General features: G+C 67.5%; 14 protein-coding genes. 11 read left to right on the forward strand and 3 right to left on the reverse strand.

Going from position 1 to position 17065, the window contains the following annotated elements:
• Entirely contained in the window at positions 1-1266 is a 1266-nt protein-coding gene (gene lysA / locus CEF10_RS13720) for a diaminopimelate decarboxylase (protein ID WP_101068745.1), read from the forward strand.
• A gap of 34 nt (positions 1267-1300) precedes the next feature.
• On the forward strand, positions 1301-3892 hold the full coding sequence (locus tag CEF10_RS13725; protein ID WP_101068746.1) for a TIGR02302 family protein: 2592 nt from the start codon (positions 1301-1303) through the stop codon (positions 3890-3892).
• A gap of 168 nt (positions 3893-4060) precedes the next feature.
• On the opposite strand, the gene lipA is transcribed toward CEF10_RS13725, so the two are convergent.
• The gene (lipA, locus tag CEF10_RS13730; protein WP_101068780.1) at positions 4061-5005 is read right to left on the reverse strand and encodes a lipoyl synthase; all 945 of its coding nucleotides are present in this window, start codon (positions 5003-5005) and stop codon (positions 4061-4063) included.
• 262 nt (positions 5006-5267) lie between these two features.
• Here lipA and CEF10_RS13735 point away from each other — a divergent pair, with 262 nt between their 5' ends.
• Complete coding sequence (locus tag CEF10_RS13735; RefSeq protein WP_101068747.1) at positions 5268-5993, forward strand: VIT1/CCC1 transporter family protein; 726 nt, start codon at positions 5268-5270, stop codon at positions 5991-5993.
• A gap of 15 nt (positions 5994-6008) precedes the next feature.
• Here the strand turns inward: CEF10_RS13735 and CEF10_RS13740 are convergent, their stop codons facing one another.
• Complete coding sequence (locus tag CEF10_RS13740; RefSeq protein ID WP_101068748.1) at positions 6009-7085, reverse strand: DUF6456 domain-containing protein; 1077 nt, start codon at positions 7083-7085, stop codon at positions 6009-6011.
• Positions 7086-7356: 271 nt separating this feature from the next.
• Between CEF10_RS13740 and CEF10_RS13745 the strand changes: the two genes are divergently transcribed.
• Positions 7357-7659, forward strand: coding sequence for a DUF6477 family protein (locus CEF10_RS13745; RefSeq protein WP_101068749.1), 303 nt, complete (start codon positions 7357-7359; stop codon positions 7657-7659).
• Here CEF10_RS13745 and CEF10_RS13750 read toward each other — a convergent pair.
• Positions 7652-9196: a trimethylamine methyltransferase family protein gene (locus tag CEF10_RS13750; protein WP_101068750.1), complete on the reverse strand. Its 1545-nt coding sequence runs from the start codon at positions 9194-9196 to the stop codon at positions 7652-7654. The genes CEF10_RS13745 and CEF10_RS13750 overlap by 8 nt on opposite strands.
• Before the next feature lie 195 nt (positions 9197-9391).
• Here CEF10_RS13750 and guaA point away from each other — a divergent pair, with 195 nt between their 5' ends.
• The 7 genes from guaA (at position 9392) to CEF10_RS13785 (ending at position 17032) form a co-directional block, all read left to right on the forward strand.
• Positions 9392-10954 (forward strand): glutamine-hydrolyzing GMP synthase, encoded by a 1563-nt coding sequence (gene guaA / locus CEF10_RS13755; protein ID WP_101068751.1) that lies wholly within the window; start codon positions 9392-9394, stop codon positions 10952-10954.
• Positions 10955-11018: 64 nt separating this feature from the next.
• The gene (locus CEF10_RS13760; protein ID WP_101068752.1) at positions 11019-11864 is read left to right on the forward strand and encodes a class I SAM-dependent methyltransferase; all 846 of its coding nucleotides are present in this window, start codon (positions 11019-11021) and stop codon (positions 11862-11864) included.
• A gap of 87 nt (positions 11865-11951) precedes the next feature.
• On the forward strand, positions 11952-12848 hold the full coding sequence (locus tag CEF10_RS13765; protein WP_232796513.1) for a DMT family transporter: 897 nt from the start codon (positions 11952-11954) through the stop codon (positions 12846-12848).
• A gap of 129 nt (positions 12849-12977) precedes the next feature.
• Entirely contained in the window at positions 12978-14069 is a 1092-nt protein-coding gene (locus tag CEF10_RS13770; RefSeq protein ID WP_232796514.1) for an OmpP1/FadL family transporter, read from the forward strand.
• A gap of 142 nt (positions 14070-14211) precedes the next feature.
• On the forward strand, positions 14212-15069 hold the full coding sequence (locus tag CEF10_RS13775) for an ATPase (RefSeq protein ID WP_101068754.1): 858 nt from the start codon (positions 14212-14214) through the stop codon (positions 15067-15069).
• An 87-nt stretch (positions 15070-15156) separates the two neighbouring features.
• Positions 15157-16080: a homoserine O-acetyltransferase MetA gene (gene metA, locus CEF10_RS13780; protein WP_101068755.1), complete on the forward strand. Its 924-nt coding sequence runs from the start codon at positions 15157-15159 to the stop codon at positions 16078-16080.
• Complete coding sequence (locus CEF10_RS13785; RefSeq protein ID WP_101068756.1) at positions 16064-17032, forward strand: alpha/beta fold hydrolase; 969 nt, start codon at positions 16064-16066, stop codon at positions 17030-17032. The genes metA and CEF10_RS13785 overlap by 17 nt, the downstream gene beginning before the upstream one ends.
• Positions 17033-17065 lie beyond the last annotated feature (33 nt).

Here is a 17065-nt window from a genome sequence, read left to right on the forward strand (position 1 = left end):
ATGGACCACTTTCTTTACCGCGACGGCGCCCTGCACGCCGAGGACGTGCCGGTTTCCGAGATCGCGGCGGCCGTGGGCACGCCGTTCTATTGCTATTCCACGGCCACGCTGACGCGGCATTTCCGCCTGTTCGACGAGGCCCTCGAGGGCACCGACCATCTCGTCTGCTATGCCATGAAGGCAGCGAGCAACCAGGCCATCCTCAAGACGCTGGCGGCGCTCGGCGCGGGGATGGATGTGGTCTCGGGCGGGGAATACGCCCGCGCCAGGGCCGCAGGCGTGCCCGGCGACCGGATCGTGTTTTCCGGCGTCGGCAAGACGCGCGACGAGATGCGCATGGCGCTCTCGGGCGGGATCCGCCAGTTCAACGTGGAAAGCGAGCCGGAGCTGGCCGCGCTCAGCGCCGTCGCGCAGGAGACGGGCCGCACCGCGCCCGTGACCATCCGCGTCAACCCCGACGTGGACGCGCGCACGCATGCCAAGATCGCCACCGGCAAGGCCGAGAACAAGTTCGGCGTGCCCCTGTCACGGGCGCGCACGGTCTATGCCGAGGCCGCCGCGCTGCCCGGGATCGAGGTGGTGGGCATCGACGTGCACATCGGCAGCCAGCTGACCGACCTCGCGCCGTTCCGGCAGGCCTACGAGAAGGTGGCCGAACTGACGGGGACGCTGCGCGCCGACGGCCACGACATCCGGCGGCTGGATCTTGGCGGCGGTCTGGGCATCCCGTATGCGCGGTCGAACGAGGCGCCGCCGCTTCCCACGGATTACGGCGCGCTCATCAAGGAGACGCTGGGCCATCTTGGCTGCGAGATCGAGATAGAGCCCGGCCGCCTCGTGGTCGGCAACGCCGGCGTGCTCGTCACCCGCGTTATCTATGCGAAAGAGGGCGAGGGGCGCGATTTCCTGATCGTCGACGCCGCGATGAACGACTTGATCCGCCCCGCCATGTACGAGGCGCACCACGACATCGTGCCGGCGCGCGAGCCCGCGCCGGGCGCCGCGCACCATCCCTACGACATCGTCGGCCCGGTCTGCGAAACCGGCGACACCTTTGCCCGCGCGCGCGACCTGCCGCCGGTGGCGGCCGACGACCTGGTCGCCTTCCGCAGCGCCGGCGCCTACGGGGCGGTGATGGCCAGCGAATACAACACCCGGCCCCTGGTGCCCGAGGTGATGGTTCACGGCGATCAATTCGCCGTCATCCGGCCGCGACCGACATTTGACGAGATCATAAATCGCGATACCCTCCCCCCATGGCTGTAACGTATCCGGCCGGCAGCCCCCGTGGGAGCAAGGCATGCCGAAACAACCCGACATCGATCCCGAGCTGAACACCCGGCTGCGCCGATCGCTGGCCCTGACCCGGGCGGGTCTGTGGGCCGAGCGGCTCGTTCAGGCGTTCTGGCCGGTCTGGTCGATCCTGGCGGCTTGTGCGGCGGCACTGGTACTGGGGCTGCATGACCTGACGCCGCTCTGGGCCGTGCGGGGGCTGGCCGCTCTGGCCGCCCTTGCGCTGATGTGGTTTGCCGTGCGCGGCGTGACCCGGTTTTGCCGGCCGCGGCGCGACGAGGCGCTGGCACGGGTCGATGCGCCGCTTGCCGGCCACCCGCTTGCCGCCCTGTCCGACGACCAGGCCGTGGGGCGCGACGATCCGCAATCGCAGGCGCTGTGGCGGGCGCATCGGGCGCGGATGGCGGAACGCGCCGCAGCGGCGCGGGCCGTTGCGCCCGACCTGCGCCTGTCGCGGCGCGATCCCTACGGCCTGCGCTACGTCGCGCTGCTTGGTCTGGTGGTCGCGCTGATGTTCGGTTCGATCTGGCGCGCGGGCTCGGTCGGCGAGATGGCCCCGGGCGGCGGTGCCGCGCTGGCGGGCGGACCGGCATGGGAGGGCTGGATCGAGCCACCTGCCTACACCGGACGGCCCAGCCTTTACCTGAACGATCAAAAAGGCATGATTCGCGTGCCGGAGGGCAGCCGCGTGACGCTGCGGTTCTACGGCGAGGTCGGTGCGCTCGACCTGTCCGAAACCGTTTCGGGCCGCGACGCCGAACAGCTGGACCCGGACGCCCCCGAACAGGCGTTCGACGTCCGCCAGGACGGCCGGTTGAAAATCGAGGGGCCGGGCGGCCGGAGTTGGCAGGTGACTGCCATCGCGGACGCGCCACCGCGTGTTTCGCTGACCGAAGAGACCGCGAAGACCGACGCCTCGGGACGGATGAGCCTGCCGTTCAAGGCGCGCGACGATTACGCGGTGGCCGGTGGCACGGCGATCTTCCGCCTCGATCTCGACCGGGTGGAGCGCCGGCACGGCCTCGCTGCCGAGCCCGACCCGCGCGAGCCGATCGTGCTGGACCTGCCGATGCCGATCACCGGCGACCGGGCGGAATTCACCGAAAGCCTGATCGAGAACCTTTCGAAACATCCCTGGGCGCATCTGCCCGTCACGCTGGAACTGCAGGTGCGCGATGACCTCGACCAGACAGGCGCCAGCGCCCCGCGCAAGATGCGGCTGCCCGCACGGCGCTTCTTCGATCCGCTGGCCGCGGCGGTGATCGAACAGCGACGCGATCTGCTCTGGACGCGCAACAACGCGTCGCGTGTCATCCGCGTGCTGCGCGCGGTGTCGCACCGGCCGGAGGACGGCCTGTTCCGCTCCAAGACCGCCTACCTGCGCATGCGGGTCATCATGCGCCGGCTGGAAACGCTCGTGCGGCACGACAGCTTTGATTCGGCTGCGCAGGAGGAGATTGCCGCGGCGCTCTGGGACCTGGCGGTAAAACTCGAGGATGGCGATATCGACGACGCGCTCGAACGGATGCGCGCGGCGCAGGAAAAGCTCAGCGAGGCGATCAAGAATGGTGCCAGCCAGGAAGAGATCGCCCGGCTCATGCAGGAACTGCGCGATGCCACGCAGGATTACCTGCGGCAGAAATCGCGCCGGGCCCAGCAGGACGGCGAGCAGGGCGAGACGGGCCAGCAGCAGTCGCAGGACGGCATGCGCATGACCCAGCAGGACCTGCAGGAGATGATGGACCGCATCCAGGAGCTCATGGAGCAGGGGCGCACGGCCGAGGCGCAGCAGGCGCTCGAGGAATTCCAGCGCATGATGGAGAACATGCGCGTGACCGAAGGTCAGCAGGGCCAGTCGCAGGGTCAGCAGGCGATGGAGGGCCTGTCGGAAACGCTGCGCAACCAGCAGGGGCTGTCGGATCAGGCGTTCCGCGATCTGCAGGAGCAGTTCAACCCCGATGCCCAGGCCGGGCAGTCGCAGGGCAACGAGGGACGCAGCGGCGCACAGGGGCGTGGCCAGAGCCATCAGGGTCAGGGCGAGGGCCAGGGCAACCAAGGCGCCCGAGAGGGGCAGGGCGGCGAACGCCAGAGTGACGGCGAAGGTGCCGAAGGTTCGCTCGCCGACCGGCAGCGCGCGCTGCGCCGCGAACTCGAACGCCAGCGGCAGGCGCTGCCGGGGGGCGGCACCGAGCAGGGCGAGGCAGCACGCGATTCGCTCGAACGGGCCGAGGACGCGATGCGCGGCGCCGAGGAGTCGTTGCGAGAGGACGACCTGGCCGGCGCGCTCGACCGGCAGTCCGAAGCGATGGAGGCGCTGCGCGAGGGCATGCGCAACCTTGGCGAGGCGATGGCCGAGAACAACCGCACGCAGGGCGGCCAGGGTCAGGCCCGCGGGCAGACCGGCGGCCAGCGCAACGACCCGCTTGGCCGGCGAACCGGCCAGGGCAGCCGCGTGGGCACGCAGGACGAGCTGCTGCAGGGCGAGGACGTCTACCGCCGCGCGCGCGACCTGCTCGACGAGATCCGGCGGCGCTCCGGCCAGGGCGAGCGCCCGGACGTGGAACTGGAGTATCTCGAACGCCTGCTCGACCGGTTCTAGATCCGCGCACGCGGCCGTCATGGCGCACACGTCCGCGCGCGTCGCACCGGTGCCTTCGTCTTGACCGGAATATCCCCGCCGGAGGCATCCGGCAGGCATCAAGGGCGCTGGCGCCCGCCGAACCGGCGGCGATGGCCGCCGGTCGGTGGCGCTGCGCGCGCGGGCGTGTCAGCCCAGCTTCTTCAGCCGCGCCTCGCGCAGCCGCGCGAAATCGTCGCCCGCGTGGTACGACGACCGCGTCAGCGGCGTGGCCGAGACCATCAGGAAGCCCTTGCCGTAGGCGGCTTTCTCGTAGGCCGCGAACTCGTCGGGCGTGACGAACCGGCGCACGGCGTGATGCTTGGGCGTCGGCTGCAGGTACTGGCCGATGGTCAGGAAGTCGATGTCGGCCGAGCGCATGTCGTCCATCACCTGGTGCACCTGCGCACGCTCCTCGCCCAGGCCGACCATGATCCCCGACTTGGTGAACATCGCCGGGTCGATCTCCTTCACTCTTTGCAGAAGACGCAGGCTGTGGAAATAGCGCGCGCCGGGGCGCACGTCGGGGTACAGCCCCGGCACGGTCTCGAGGTTGTGGTTGAACACGTCCGGTTTCGCCGCGACGACCGTTTCCAGCGCCTCGGGCGCGCAGTTCAGGAAATCGGGCGTGAGGATCTCGATCGTCGTGCCCGGGCTGCGGTGGCGCACGGCACGAATCGTTTGCGCGAAATGCTCGGCCCCGCCGTCTGCTATGTCGTCACGGTCCACGCTCGTGATGACGACATGGTTCAGGCCCAGCTTCTGCACCGCGTCGGCCACGCGGCCGGGTTCGAACACATCGAGCGCATCCGGCTTTCCGGTGGCGATGTTGCAGAAGGTGCAGCCGCGCGTGCAGATCTCGCCCATGATCATCATCGTGGCGTGGCCCCGGCTCCAGCATTCGCCGGCATTCGGGCAACCTGCCTCCTCGCAGACCGTGGTGAGCTTGTGCTCGCGCATGATCCGGTGGGTTTCGCGGTAGCCCTTCGAGGTGGGCGCCTTCACGCGAATCCAGTCCGGTTTCTTCGGCTGGGCGTTGTCCGGACGGTGCGCCTTTTCCGGGTGGCGCTGATCCGGTATCTTCAGGTCTCGCACGAAATCACCCTCGCGAACGTTTCGGTAAGTCACCGTCGTTATAGTGCTTTCCGCGGGCAAGTGCCAGTTCTGCAATCCGGCCTTGTGCGTGGCGGGTTGCTGCGGCCCCCCGCATGTTCATGCGTGTAACGAGTGTGCGCGGCCCGTGCCGGTCGGGTACGGGCCGCGGGTTTTTTTGGCAGAGCGCATTCGCGCAGTTGCCAACGGGCCGCGATTTCCTATGCTGCGTCGCGCAGCGAACACCGAAGGCCCGGACAGAAGCATGGACTGGCAGGCCCACCGGCGCGACGCCCACTCCCTGGGCCGGACGCAGGAATTCCTCAAGCAGATCGTCTACGGCGGCAACGACGGGATCGTGACGACCTTCGCGATCGTCGCGGGGTTCGCCGGCGCGGCGGCGGATGGTGTCGCGCAGATCGGTGGGCTGGCGGTCCTGGTCTTCGGGTTGGCCAACCTGTTCGCCGACGCGATCAGCATGGGGCTGGGCGAATACCTGTCGATGCGTTCGGAGCACGATCTCTACCGCGCGCGGCGCGACAGCGAGCTGCGCGAGATCGCCGAGGCGCCCGAGCAGGAACGCATGGAACTGTTCGAGATCCTGCGCCAGCGTGGCCTGCCGGCGGGCGAGGCCGACACCGCGGCGACCATCCTGTCACGGCACCCTCGAATCATGGCCGACCTCATGATGACCTACGAATTCGGGATGCAGGACCCTGCGGAGGTCAACCCGGCGGTCAGCGGGCTTTTCACGTTCTTTTCCTTTGTCATCTTCGGGGCCGTTCCGCTCGGTCCCTATTTCGTGTTGCCGCCCACGGACCAGACCTTTGTCTACTCGGTCTTGTCGACCTTCGGCGCGTTGATCTGCCTTGGCCTGTTGCGTTGGAACGCCACTGGAGAGCGCATCCTGCGCTGCGTTGGCGAAACCGTTCTGGTGGGCGCGATCTGCGCGGCCGTGGCGTTCGGCGTGGGGTGGCTGGTCGGTGGCTGAGCCGGCCAAGCCGGGCTAGCCCATCAATCCGCCGGCCTCCCCGAGGTTCTCGTAGTGGCGCTTGAGCCGCTGCAAGGCGATCCGCAGCACGATCTTGCCGGAGCGCGCCGACCAGCCGAGCCGTTTTTCCACGCTTTCCAGTCCCTCGAGATAGCAGCAGCACCGCAACGCCACGTCGCCGAGCCCCGGGCCAAGGTCGCGCAGGGCGCCTGCGGCACGGTCCCGCGCGGCCTGAACGTTCGGCCCGGCACCCGGGCCCGCGGGGCCGGTATCGATCGTGCCGGTCAGGTAGTGATCCCAGTTCTGGCCGGTGCGCGGTTCCATCTGCGCCAGTTCGAAATCCTCCCGAAGGCGTTCGCCCGCCCGGACCAGGCTTTCCTCGAGGAAAGGCTGGCCGTCGCGGTCGCGGCGCCGGGCAAGCGCGAGCAGCGGCGAATCGGATCGGGCGTAGCGCGGTCCGCGCCCCGCGCCGTGCCATGCCGGCGCCGCGGCGACGCCGAACGGCGCCTGTGCCTCGGCAAAGCCCGAGGCTGCGTTCTCGGCTTCGGCAAGAAGGCGATTCAGGGCGCTGCGCCCTGCACCGGTGATGTGGTAGCGCGACAGGCGGCCCGGTGCATCGCAGGCGATCCATTCCTTCAATGCCATCGCCTGGGCGATGTCCCGGTCCACCACGGCCAGCCGCGTGGTGCCGCCGTGGGGTGTGTCGCGGACCACGACGGCCTTGTCCATTTCGGTCGCCACGGCGAGCACCGCGCCGTTTTCGCACAACCGGCGCAACACGCGGCGCGCCTCGGCATCCAGCCGTTCGGTCGAGGGGGTGCCGGTGCCGTGGTCGGCGTGGCTGTTGGTCGGGGTCATCCGTATCTCCTTGGTACGGGGATGGATGACTTCGCCCTGGGCCAGGTGGCGGCCGAGCTGCTGCAGCGCCTCGTCAACGAGGACGTCGTCCCGGCGGCTTTCACAGCGGCGCACACGGCGCAGGATCGTGGATGCGTGGCAGCCGGACCGCCGGGCCAGTTCCCGGATCGACGTGCCCCCTTCGATATGCGCGAGATAGAAGCGCGCGGGGGCGGGAACCCAGGCCGGTATCACACCCGTCCCGGCTGCGGCATCGGCGCAGGCGGCTGACGGCTGAACGAGTATCGCGGAGTCAGGTCGCAAGGGACAGGCGGCTTTTCCACAAGGTTTCCACAACCTAGGCGGGCAAAGGTTATCCATCCGTTAATTGTTGACAGTTTGGCAACTATCATTGCCCGCTGGTTAACGATCGCGAAGCCCGCCGCGCGCTGCACGCGAAGATTGCGCAACACCCTCATGGGTTGTGCAGGATGCTCCGACCCACCGGCTGTTCTGGAGATCGAGCATGAAGGATGTCTTTTCCGCCCTCGCCGCCCTGCGTCGCCCCCGGCTGCTGATCCGGGCCGCCCGGATCGGGGCCCTGGAGTACAGGCGTGCCGTCCATCTGCGCCGGCACCTCGGCTGCGACGCCTTGCCGGGAAGCGGCGCGGCGGTCGTGCAGCTTATGGAAATCGAGGCGGAGATCGAGGAACGGCGGCGCACGGCGGCGGCGGGGTATTCCGCCGCGCGCCACATCGACGTTCTGATCGCGCTGATGGGCGAGGCCCGCTTGATGCAGGCCACGCGTCCGGTCGCTGCCGTCAGGTGAAGGCGTCGGGCGTCGCCGCCTTCTTGGCCGCCACGTAACCCGCCAGTTCCTCGGCCACGGCCGGATCGATCGGTGGCTGCTGGTAGTCGCCCAGAAGCTTGTTCATGCGCGCGTTGGCCAGCGTCATCGTATCGCGGCCGCCTTCCTCGTCCCAGGTCTCGAACGGCTTGTAGTCCAGAACCTCGGAACGCCAGAAGGCATCCCGGAAATTGGCCTGCGTGTGGGCGCAACCAAGGTAGTGGCCGCCCGGCCCGACCTCGCGCAGCGCGTCCATCGCCTGCGCGTTTTCGTCCATGGGCACGCCCTGCGCCATCCGGTGCAGCGCGCCAAGCTGGTCGGCGTCCATGACGAATTTCTCGAAACCGGCCACCAGGCCGCCCTCCAGCCAGCCGCAGGAATGGAGCATGAAGTTCACGCCGCCCAGCAGAACGGCGTCGTGCGTGTGCGCCGTCTCGTAGCCTGCCTGCGCATCGGGCAGCTTGGAGCCGCAAAGCGACCCGCCGGAACGGAACGGCAGGCCCATGCGCCGCGCCAGCTGCCCCGCGCCGTAGAGGATCTGACTGGCTTCGGGCGTGCCGAAGGTGGGCGCGCCGCTGTTCATGTCGATCGAGCTGACGAAGGCGCCGAAGATCACCGGGGCCCCCGGGCGGACGAGTTGGGAATAGGCGATGCCCGCCATGACCTCGGCCAGCACCTGCGTCAGCGTGCCGGCCACGCTGACCGGCGCCATGGCGCCGCCCACGATGAAGGGCGAGATGATGCAGGCCTGGTTGTTGCGCGCGTAGACCTCGAGCGACCCCATCATCACCTCGTCGAAGGTCATCGGCGAGTTGATGTTGATCAGCGAGGTCATCACCGTGTTGTCCTGCACGAACTGCTTGCCGAACAGGATCTCGCACATCTCCACGCTGTCCTGCGCGCGGCTGGGTTCGGTCACCGATCCCATGAACGGCTTGTCCGACAGCGTCATGTGCGCGTGCAGCATGTCGAGGTGGCGCTTGTTCACGGGGATGTCGGTGGGTTCGCACACGGTCCCGCCGGAATGGTGCAGCCACTTGGACATGTAGCCCAGCTTCACGAAGCGCTGGAAGTCGTCGAGGGTGGCATAGCGCCGGCCGCCTTCCATGTCGCGCACGAAGGGCGGGCCGTAGATCGGGGCGCAGACCAGCGTGTTGCCGCCGATCTCCACCGACCGTTCGGGGTTGCGGGCGTGCTGCGTGTAGCGCCCGGGCGCGGTGGCGCACAGCTTGCGTGCCAGCCCGCGGGGGATGCGCACGCGTTCGCCCTCGACATCGGCGCCGGCCTCGCGCCAGCGTTCCAGCGCGGCGGGGTTGTCGACGAAGGCGACGCCGATTTCCTCGAGCACCGTTTCGGCGTTGGTCTCGATGATCTCCAGCGCCTCGTCGCCGAGGATGTCGAAGGTGGGGATCTTGCGCTCGATGTACTTGGCGGTCTCGACGCTGACGGCGGTCCGTGCCGCACGGCGTGCGGCTCCGCCGCCGCCCCTTGCGCGTCTGCGGGTTGCTGCTTCGGCCATGTCATTACCCTTGCATTGCTCGGTGTCCCGCGGCGGGCGGGTTTGACGCACCCTATCGCACGCCCGCGGGCCGGCTGTGGCGGATTTGCGCCCTTTGAGGTGGGAAAGCGACATTTGCCGCGGCGTTGCGGGGTTTCGCGCGGAATCGTGGTGCACAGGCTTGCGCAGCGGGCCGACGCGCCCTAGGAGGCGCACATGAACCAGCCAGCCCACGAACGTCTGCTCGTCATCGATTTCGGCAGCCAGGTGACGCAGCTCATCGCGCGCCGCCTGCGCGAGTTGAACGTGTATTGTGAAATCCACCCCTACCAGAAGGTGACCGAGGCTTTTCTCGACGATTTCGCGCCCCGCGCGGTGATCCTGTCGGGCGGGCCCGCCAGCGTGCTGGACACCGATGCCCCGCGCCCTCCGGAACGCCTGTTCGACCTGGGCGTGCCGGTGCTGGGAATCTGCTACGGCCAGCAGGTCATGATGCAGATGCTGGGCGGGCGCGTGGAGCGCGGCGAGGGCACAGCGGAATTCGGCCGCGCGTGGGTGACCGAGACGGCCCACCGGGCCGAGGCGCTGACGGGCTGGTTCGAATCGGAACGTGAACAGGTCTGGATGAGCCACGGCGACCATGTCGCCGAGATCGCCCCGGGTTTCGAGGTCTACGGCACCTCGCCCAATGCACCCTTCGCGATCACAGCGGACGTCGCGCGCCACTTCTATGCGGTGCAGTTCCACCCCGAGGTGCACCACACGCCCAACGGGCGCAACCTGCTGGCGAACTTCGTGCGCATCGCGGGCTTCTCCGGCGACTGGACGATGGCCGCCTACCGTGACGAGGCCATCACCAGGATCCGCGCGCAGGTGGGCGATGCCAAGGTGATCTGCGGATTGTCGGGCGGCGTGGACAGCTCGGTTGCCGCCGTGCTGATCCACGAGGCGGTCGGCGACCAGTTGACCTGCGTCTTCGTCGATCACGGCCTGCTGCGGAAGGACGAGGCCGCGGAAGTCACCACCATGTTCCGCGACCATTACAACATCCCGCTGATCCATGCCGACGAACAGGAGCTGTTCCTGTCCGCGCTCGACGGGGTCGCGGACCCCGAGGTCAAGCGCAAGACCATTGGCGGGCTGTTCATCGACGTGTTCCAGAAGCACGCCGGCGAGATCGAGGGCGCGCGTTTCCTGGCGCAGGGCACGCTTTATCCCGACGTGATCGAGAGCGTGTCGTTCTCGGGCGGGCCCAGCGTGACGATCAAGAGCCATCACAACGTGGGCGGCCTGCCCGAAAAGATGGGGCTGGAGCTGGTCGAGCCGCTGCGCGAGCTGTTCAAGGACGAGGTGCGCGCGCTGGGCCGCGAACTGGGGTTGCCGGACCACTTCATCGGGCGCCACCCGTTCCCCGGCCCGGGGCTGGCCATCCGCTGCCCGGGCGAGATCACCCGCGACAAGCTGGAGATCCTGCGCAAGGCCGACGCCGTCTACATCGACCAGATCCGCAAGCACGGGCTTTATGACGAGATCTGGCAGGCTTTCGCCGCCATCCTGCCGGTGCGCACCGTGGGCGTGATGGGCGACGGGCGCACCTACGACTATGCCTGCGCGCTGCGCGCGGTGACCTCGGTGGACGGGATGACGGCAGACGTCTATCCCTTCTCCCACGACTTCCTGACCGAGACGGCCACGCGGATAATCAACGAGGTCAAGGGCATCAACCGGGTGACCTACGACGTGACCAGCAAGCCCCCCGGCACGATCGAGTGGGAGTGAACAAGAAGGCGATTCGGCCCGGCGGGGACGATTCGACGCGCGGTGCAGGGAAGGCTGATACGCAGTGCAGAACGATCTGGCGGACCACCGGGCCAATGTGCATTCGCAGGCCGGTGAAGACGGGGTCATAACGGAGATCCTGTCACGGCTCGGTGTGCTCGATGCCGCGCACCCGAGGTGGTGCGTGGAGTTCGGCGCCTGGGATGGCGTGCACCTTTCGAACACCTGCAACCTGATCCGGAACCATGGCTTCCGCGCGGTGCTGATCGAGGGCAGCAAGCGGCGCTACAGGCAGCTTTGCCGGAATTTTCCGGGTGACACCGTCGCCAAGCTGTGCGGCTTCGTGGGGTTCGAGGCGTCCGACAACCTTGACGCACACCTTTCGCGAACGGACATCCCGCGCGACTTCGATTTCCTGTCGATCGACGTTGACGGCTGCGACTATCACGTCTGGGAAAGCCTGACCGCATACCGGCCGAAGGTGGTCTGCATCGAATTCAATCCCACGATCCCGCTGGATGTCGAATTCGTACAGCCGCGCGATTTCTCGGTGAAATGGGGCAGCAGTCTGAAAGCCTTCGACACGCTGGCGCGCCGGCTGGGCTATACCCCCGTGGCAGTGACCGATGCCAACCTCGTCAGCGTGCGCGACGATCTGGTCACGAAGGTCGTGGGCGATGACCTGAGATCGGTGGAGGAATTGACGTCTGGCGCTGCGCGCCGGCTGGTTTTCATCGGGTTCGATGGAACCGTCCTGACGAACTTTGATCGGTTGCCGATGCCGTGGCATGCCATCGAGGGCCGGCCCGAGGATATCCAGGTGCTGCCGCGTTTCCTGCGCCGTTACTCGGGCGACTACAATCCGTCTCAACGAATGGTGTGGGCCGTATTGACGGCACTCAAGAAATAGCGCCGCCCGGCGCCTCCGCAAACGGTGCGCCGGTGCCAAGCTCTGCCCATCGCCGGACCGTGCCAGCAAAGGGGGCGACGAACAGACATGACAGGCATCCCCGAACCGCAGGTCCCTCCGGTTCTGCGCGCAACGCTCTGGATGACCGGCGCCGTGGCCTCCTTCATCTCGATGGCCGTGGCGGGGCGCGAGGTGAGTTTCGAACTCGATACCTTCGAGATCATGATGTACCGCAGCTTCGCGGGGCTGGCGATCGTGCTGGTCGTGGCCTCGCTGGCGGGGACGCGTCGGCAGATCACGCTGCGCAGTCCGGGTTTGCACCTTGCGCGCAACATCAGCCATTTCGCCGGCCAGAACCTCTGGTTCTACGCCATCGCCATGATTCCGCTGGCCCAGGTCTTCGCGCTGGAGTTCACCTCGCCATTGTGGGTGGTGGTGCTGTCACCGCTTCTGCTGGGTGAACGCCTGACCCGATTGCGGGTGGCGGCGGCAGGGCTCGGGTTCCTTGGCATCCTGATTGTGGCGCGTCCCAGCCCCGACACCATCAACATAGGCATCGTCGCCGCCGCCTGCGCGGCGATCGGCTTTGCCGGCTCGATCATCGCGACCAAGCGTCTGACGCGCACCGAATCCCTGACGTGCATCCTGTTCTGGATGACGCTGACGCAAAGCGTCTTCGGCATCGTCTGCGCGGGTTGGGACGGCGATGTCGCCGTGCCCTCGACGATCTCGGTGCCGTGGCTGGTCCTGATCGGCTGCGCCGGGCTGTCGGCCCATTTCTGCCTGACGACGGCGCTGTCCATCGCGCCGGCCACTGTCGTGGTGCCACTTGATTTCGCGCGCCTCCCGCTGGTTGCCGTGATCGGGATGCTGGTCTACGGCGAGCCGCTGGAAGTCATGGTGATCCTGGGGGCGGCGGTCATCTTCACGGCGAACTACATCAATCTCTGGGCCGCGACCCGTCCCGGGGCCGGGACCGGCTAGCGATTGTTGCATACAAGACAAATCCCTTTCGGATCAGGCGGCTGACGTGACGTTACGAATTGACCGGGGTCCCCCGCGCGATAGGCTCGGTACAAGTTGAGGGAGGATTGAGCAATGAAAAGATTGGCTATGGCCGCGACTGCGGCCTCAGCGGTGGCCGGGTCCGGGCAGGCCGGCGGACTGGACCGCAGCGGCACACCGATCGAGGTGCTGTTCGAGCAAGGCAACTACGCCGAGGTGTCGTTCGGCTACTCGGATCCGGAGCTGACCGGTGTCGACCTGTTGGGCAATCCGATCGCGGACGTGGGCAAGGATTTCTCGGTTTACGGCCTCGCGCTGAAGGGAAATTTCAACGAAAAGCTGTCGTTCGCCATAATCCTGGACAAACCCTACGGGGCGGACGTGCAGTACGGCGGCAACCCGTTGACGACCCTGCTGGGCGGCACTTTGGCCGAGGCGGACAGCACCGCCGTGACGGCGCTGATACGCTACCGCACCGGTGAGCGGTTCTCGATCTACGGCGGTCCGCGGTTCCTCAAGGCCGACGGACAGATCACCCTGTCGGGGCTGGCCTACGGGGCGGCCAACGGATACAACGTGCAATTGAACGAGGAAACCGGCGCCGGTTTCGTCGCCGGGGCCGCCTATGAAATCCCCGACATCGCGTTCCGGACCGCGCTGACCTACCATTCGCAGATCGACCTCAACTTCAACACGGTCGAGAATTTCCCGGGGCCGCTGCCGCCGTTGTTCACGGGCACAACCTCGTCGAATACGCCGCAGTCGGTCAAACTCGACGTGCAAACGGGCGTCGCACCCAAGACGCTGGCCTTCGGCAGCGTGCGCTGGTCGGAATGGAGCGGCTTCACGATCATTCCGCCGGCACTCGGCTCGAACCTGGCCGAGCTCGATGACGTCGTGACTTACGAACTCGGTGTCGGGCGCCAGTTCACCGATAAATTCTCGGCCCAGGTGTCCGTGAGCTACGAGGATGGCGGATCGGACAGCCTCGTGTCGCCGCTCGCGCCGACGAACGGGCAAACGGCGCTTTCCGTCGGCGGCAAGTACATGCTCAGCGAAAAGGTCAGCCTGTCGGGCGGAATCCATTACACTTGGCTGGGCGACGCCGTGCCCGAAACGGGCACGCCCGACACGCCCCGCGCGAGCTTCGCGAACAACGGCGCGCTCAGTGGCGGCTTCAAGGTCGGGTTCCACTTCTGAGCGCCCGCCATTGCCGAAATGCGGCATGCTGCGCCCCGCCGGCTTTGCGTGCGGGGCGCTTGCGTGCAGCGTTCGTCCGCTTTGGATTTGACGCTTCTGCGCGCTCTGGCTACCTACCCTTGGGCGGAACAACGGGGCGGCGATGATCTATGACAGCGCGAGCGCCTGGCGCGCGGCGGAACACAAGCAGGTCCTGCTCTATGGCATGTCGGGCCTGGGCAAGACCCATGTCTCGAACCTTTTGCGCGACAGCGGGCACTGGTTTCACTATTCCATCGACTACCGTATCGGCACCCGGTACATGGGTGAGCTGATCGCCGACAACGCCAAGGCGCACGCGATGCAGGTTCCCTTCCTGCGCGATCTGCTGCTGTCGGATTCGATCTACATCGGCTCGAACATCACCTTCGACAATCTCGCGCCTGTCTCTGCCTACCTCGGCAAGCCCGGCGACCCGGACAAGGGCGGCCTTCCGATCGCGGAATACCGCCGCCGGCAGGAACAGTTCCGCCGCGCCGAGATCGCGGCGTTACAGGACACCGGCCATTTCATCGAACGCTCGCACAGGCTCTACGGGTATCCGCACTTCGTCTGTGACACGGGTGGCAGCATCTGCGAATGGGTCGATCCCGACGATCCGGATGACACGCTGCTGACCGAGCTGTCGCGCCACTGCCTGCTGGTCTGGATCAAGGGCGACGCCGCGCACACCGAGGCCCTCATCCGCCGTTTCGATCGCGCGCCAAAGCCGATGGCCTACCAGCCGGAATTCCTGGACCGGGTCTGGAACGACTACCTTGCCAAGGAAGGATGCGCGCCCGACAAGGTCGACCCCGACGCCTTCATCCGCTGGGCCTATTCCCGGGCGCTGGCCCATCGGCAGCCACGCTACGAGGCCATGGCGAAATGGGGTGTGACCGTCACGGCCGACGAGATCGCCGAGGTCACCGACGCAGCGCGCTTCGTCGATCTCGTGGCCGCCGCGATCGACCGCGCCTGACGCCGGGACGGGCGCCGCGCGGGCACCGGCTTGAGCACAACCCGCGGCTGGCCTATTTGTGTCGCCTGTCAACAAGGACGCCGAGCGATGCCCATCAAGATCCCCGCCGACCTGCCCGCCTACGACGTGCTCACGCGCGAGGGCGTCATGGTCATGAGCGAGGACCAGGCGGCGCGGCAGGACATACGCCCGCTGCGCATCGGGTTGCTGAACCTGATGCCCAAGAAGATCCAGACGGAGAACCAGTTCGCGCGGCTGATCGGCGCCACCCCGCTGCAGATCGACATGCACCTGATCCGCATGAGCGAGCACCGCACCCGCAATACCGCGGCCGAGCACATGGAAAGCTTTTATCGCCCGTTCTGCGAGGTGCTGGAGTCGGGCGAGAAATTCGACGGCCTGGTTATCACCGGCGCACCGATCGAGCACCTCGATTTCGAGGAGGTCACCTATTGGGACGAGCTGACGACCGTCTTCGAGTGGACGCGCACCCATGTCCTTTCGACGTTCGGCGTCTGCTGGGGCGGCATGGCGATGATCAACCACTTCCACAGCGTGCAGAAACACATGCTCGCGGAAAAGGCCTTCGGCTGTTTCCGGCACCGCAACATGGCGCCCGCGTCGCCCTACCTGCGAGGGTTCTCCGACGACTGCGTGATCCCGGTGAGCCGCTGGACCGAGATGCGCCGCGAAGAGATCCTGGCCGCACCGCACCTGCGCATCCTTCTTGACAGCGACGAAGTCGGCCCCTGCCTCGTGGAGGACGAGAAGCACAATGCCCTCTACATCTTCAATCATCTCGAATACGACAGCGACACGCTGAAACAGGAATACGATCGCGACGTGGCCAACGGCACGCCCATCGCGGTGCCCTGCAACTACTATCCCGACGATGATCCGGCGCGTCCGCCGCAGAACCGGTGGCGCAGCCATGCGCATCTGCTCTATGGCAACTGGATCAACGAGATCTACCAGTCCACGCCGTTCAACATCGATGACATTGGCCGCTAAGCTTCTCGCCCTTGCGTTGGCCCTGCTGGCCGGGGCCTGGGGCTGGGTGCAGCACCGCGCCCGCGCGCACGAAGCGCGGGCCGAAGCCGCCTTTCCGCCAGAGGGCCAGCTGATCGAGGTGGACGGGCATCATGTCCATGCCGTGGTGGACGGGCAGGGGCCCGACCTGGTGCTCATCCACGGCTCCTCGGGCAACACCCGTGACATGACGCACAGCCTGGCGGGGAGACTGGCCGACGAGTTCCGGGTCATCGTCCTCGACCGGCCCGGCCTGGGCTACACCGACCGGATCGATGCGGGCGGCGCGACGATCGGCCAACAGGCGCGGCTTCTGTCGCAGGCCGCGCGCAAGCTGGGCGCGGACAGGCCCGTGGTGCTGGGCCATTCCTACGGTGGGGCGGTGGCGCTGGCCTGGGCCGTGCATCGCCCGCAAAGCCTGTCGGCACTGGTGGCGGTCGCCGCGCCGTCAAACCCCTGGCCCGGCGGGCTGCCGACCTTCTACCGCGTCACCGCGCACCCGGTGCTGGGGCCGCTGGCGATCCCCATGCTGACCGCCTTCGTGCAGGACGCGCGCGTGGAGCGCGCGATCGCCGAGGTCTTCGCGCCGCAGGCGCCGCCCGACGGCTACATCGACCACTTCGGCGCCGGGCTGACGCTGCGCCGCGCTTCCCTGCGGGCCAACGCGCTGCAGCGGGCGGGGCTGAAGGCCGAGATCCGCGAGATGCACACCGAGTATGGCAGCGTGCAGGTGCCCACCGAGATCCTTCACGGGACCGCCGACACCACGGTGGGGCTGTCGATCCACAGCGAACCGCTGGCGCGGCAGATCCCCGGCGCCATGCTGACCCGGCTCGACGGGGTGGGCCACATGCCTCATCATGTCGCGCAGGACGCCGTTGTCGCCGGCATCCGCCGCGCCGCCGAACGCGCCGGATTGCGCCCCGGCGACTGAGCGGCCATAGTGCCCTTTCGAACCGAGGAGAGG

It is taken from the genome of Roseovarius salinarum, assembly GCF_002834145.1.
Taxonomy (GTDB): domain Bacteria; phylum Pseudomonadota; class Alphaproteobacteria; order Rhodobacterales; family Rhodobacteraceae; genus Roseovarius; species Roseovarius salinarum.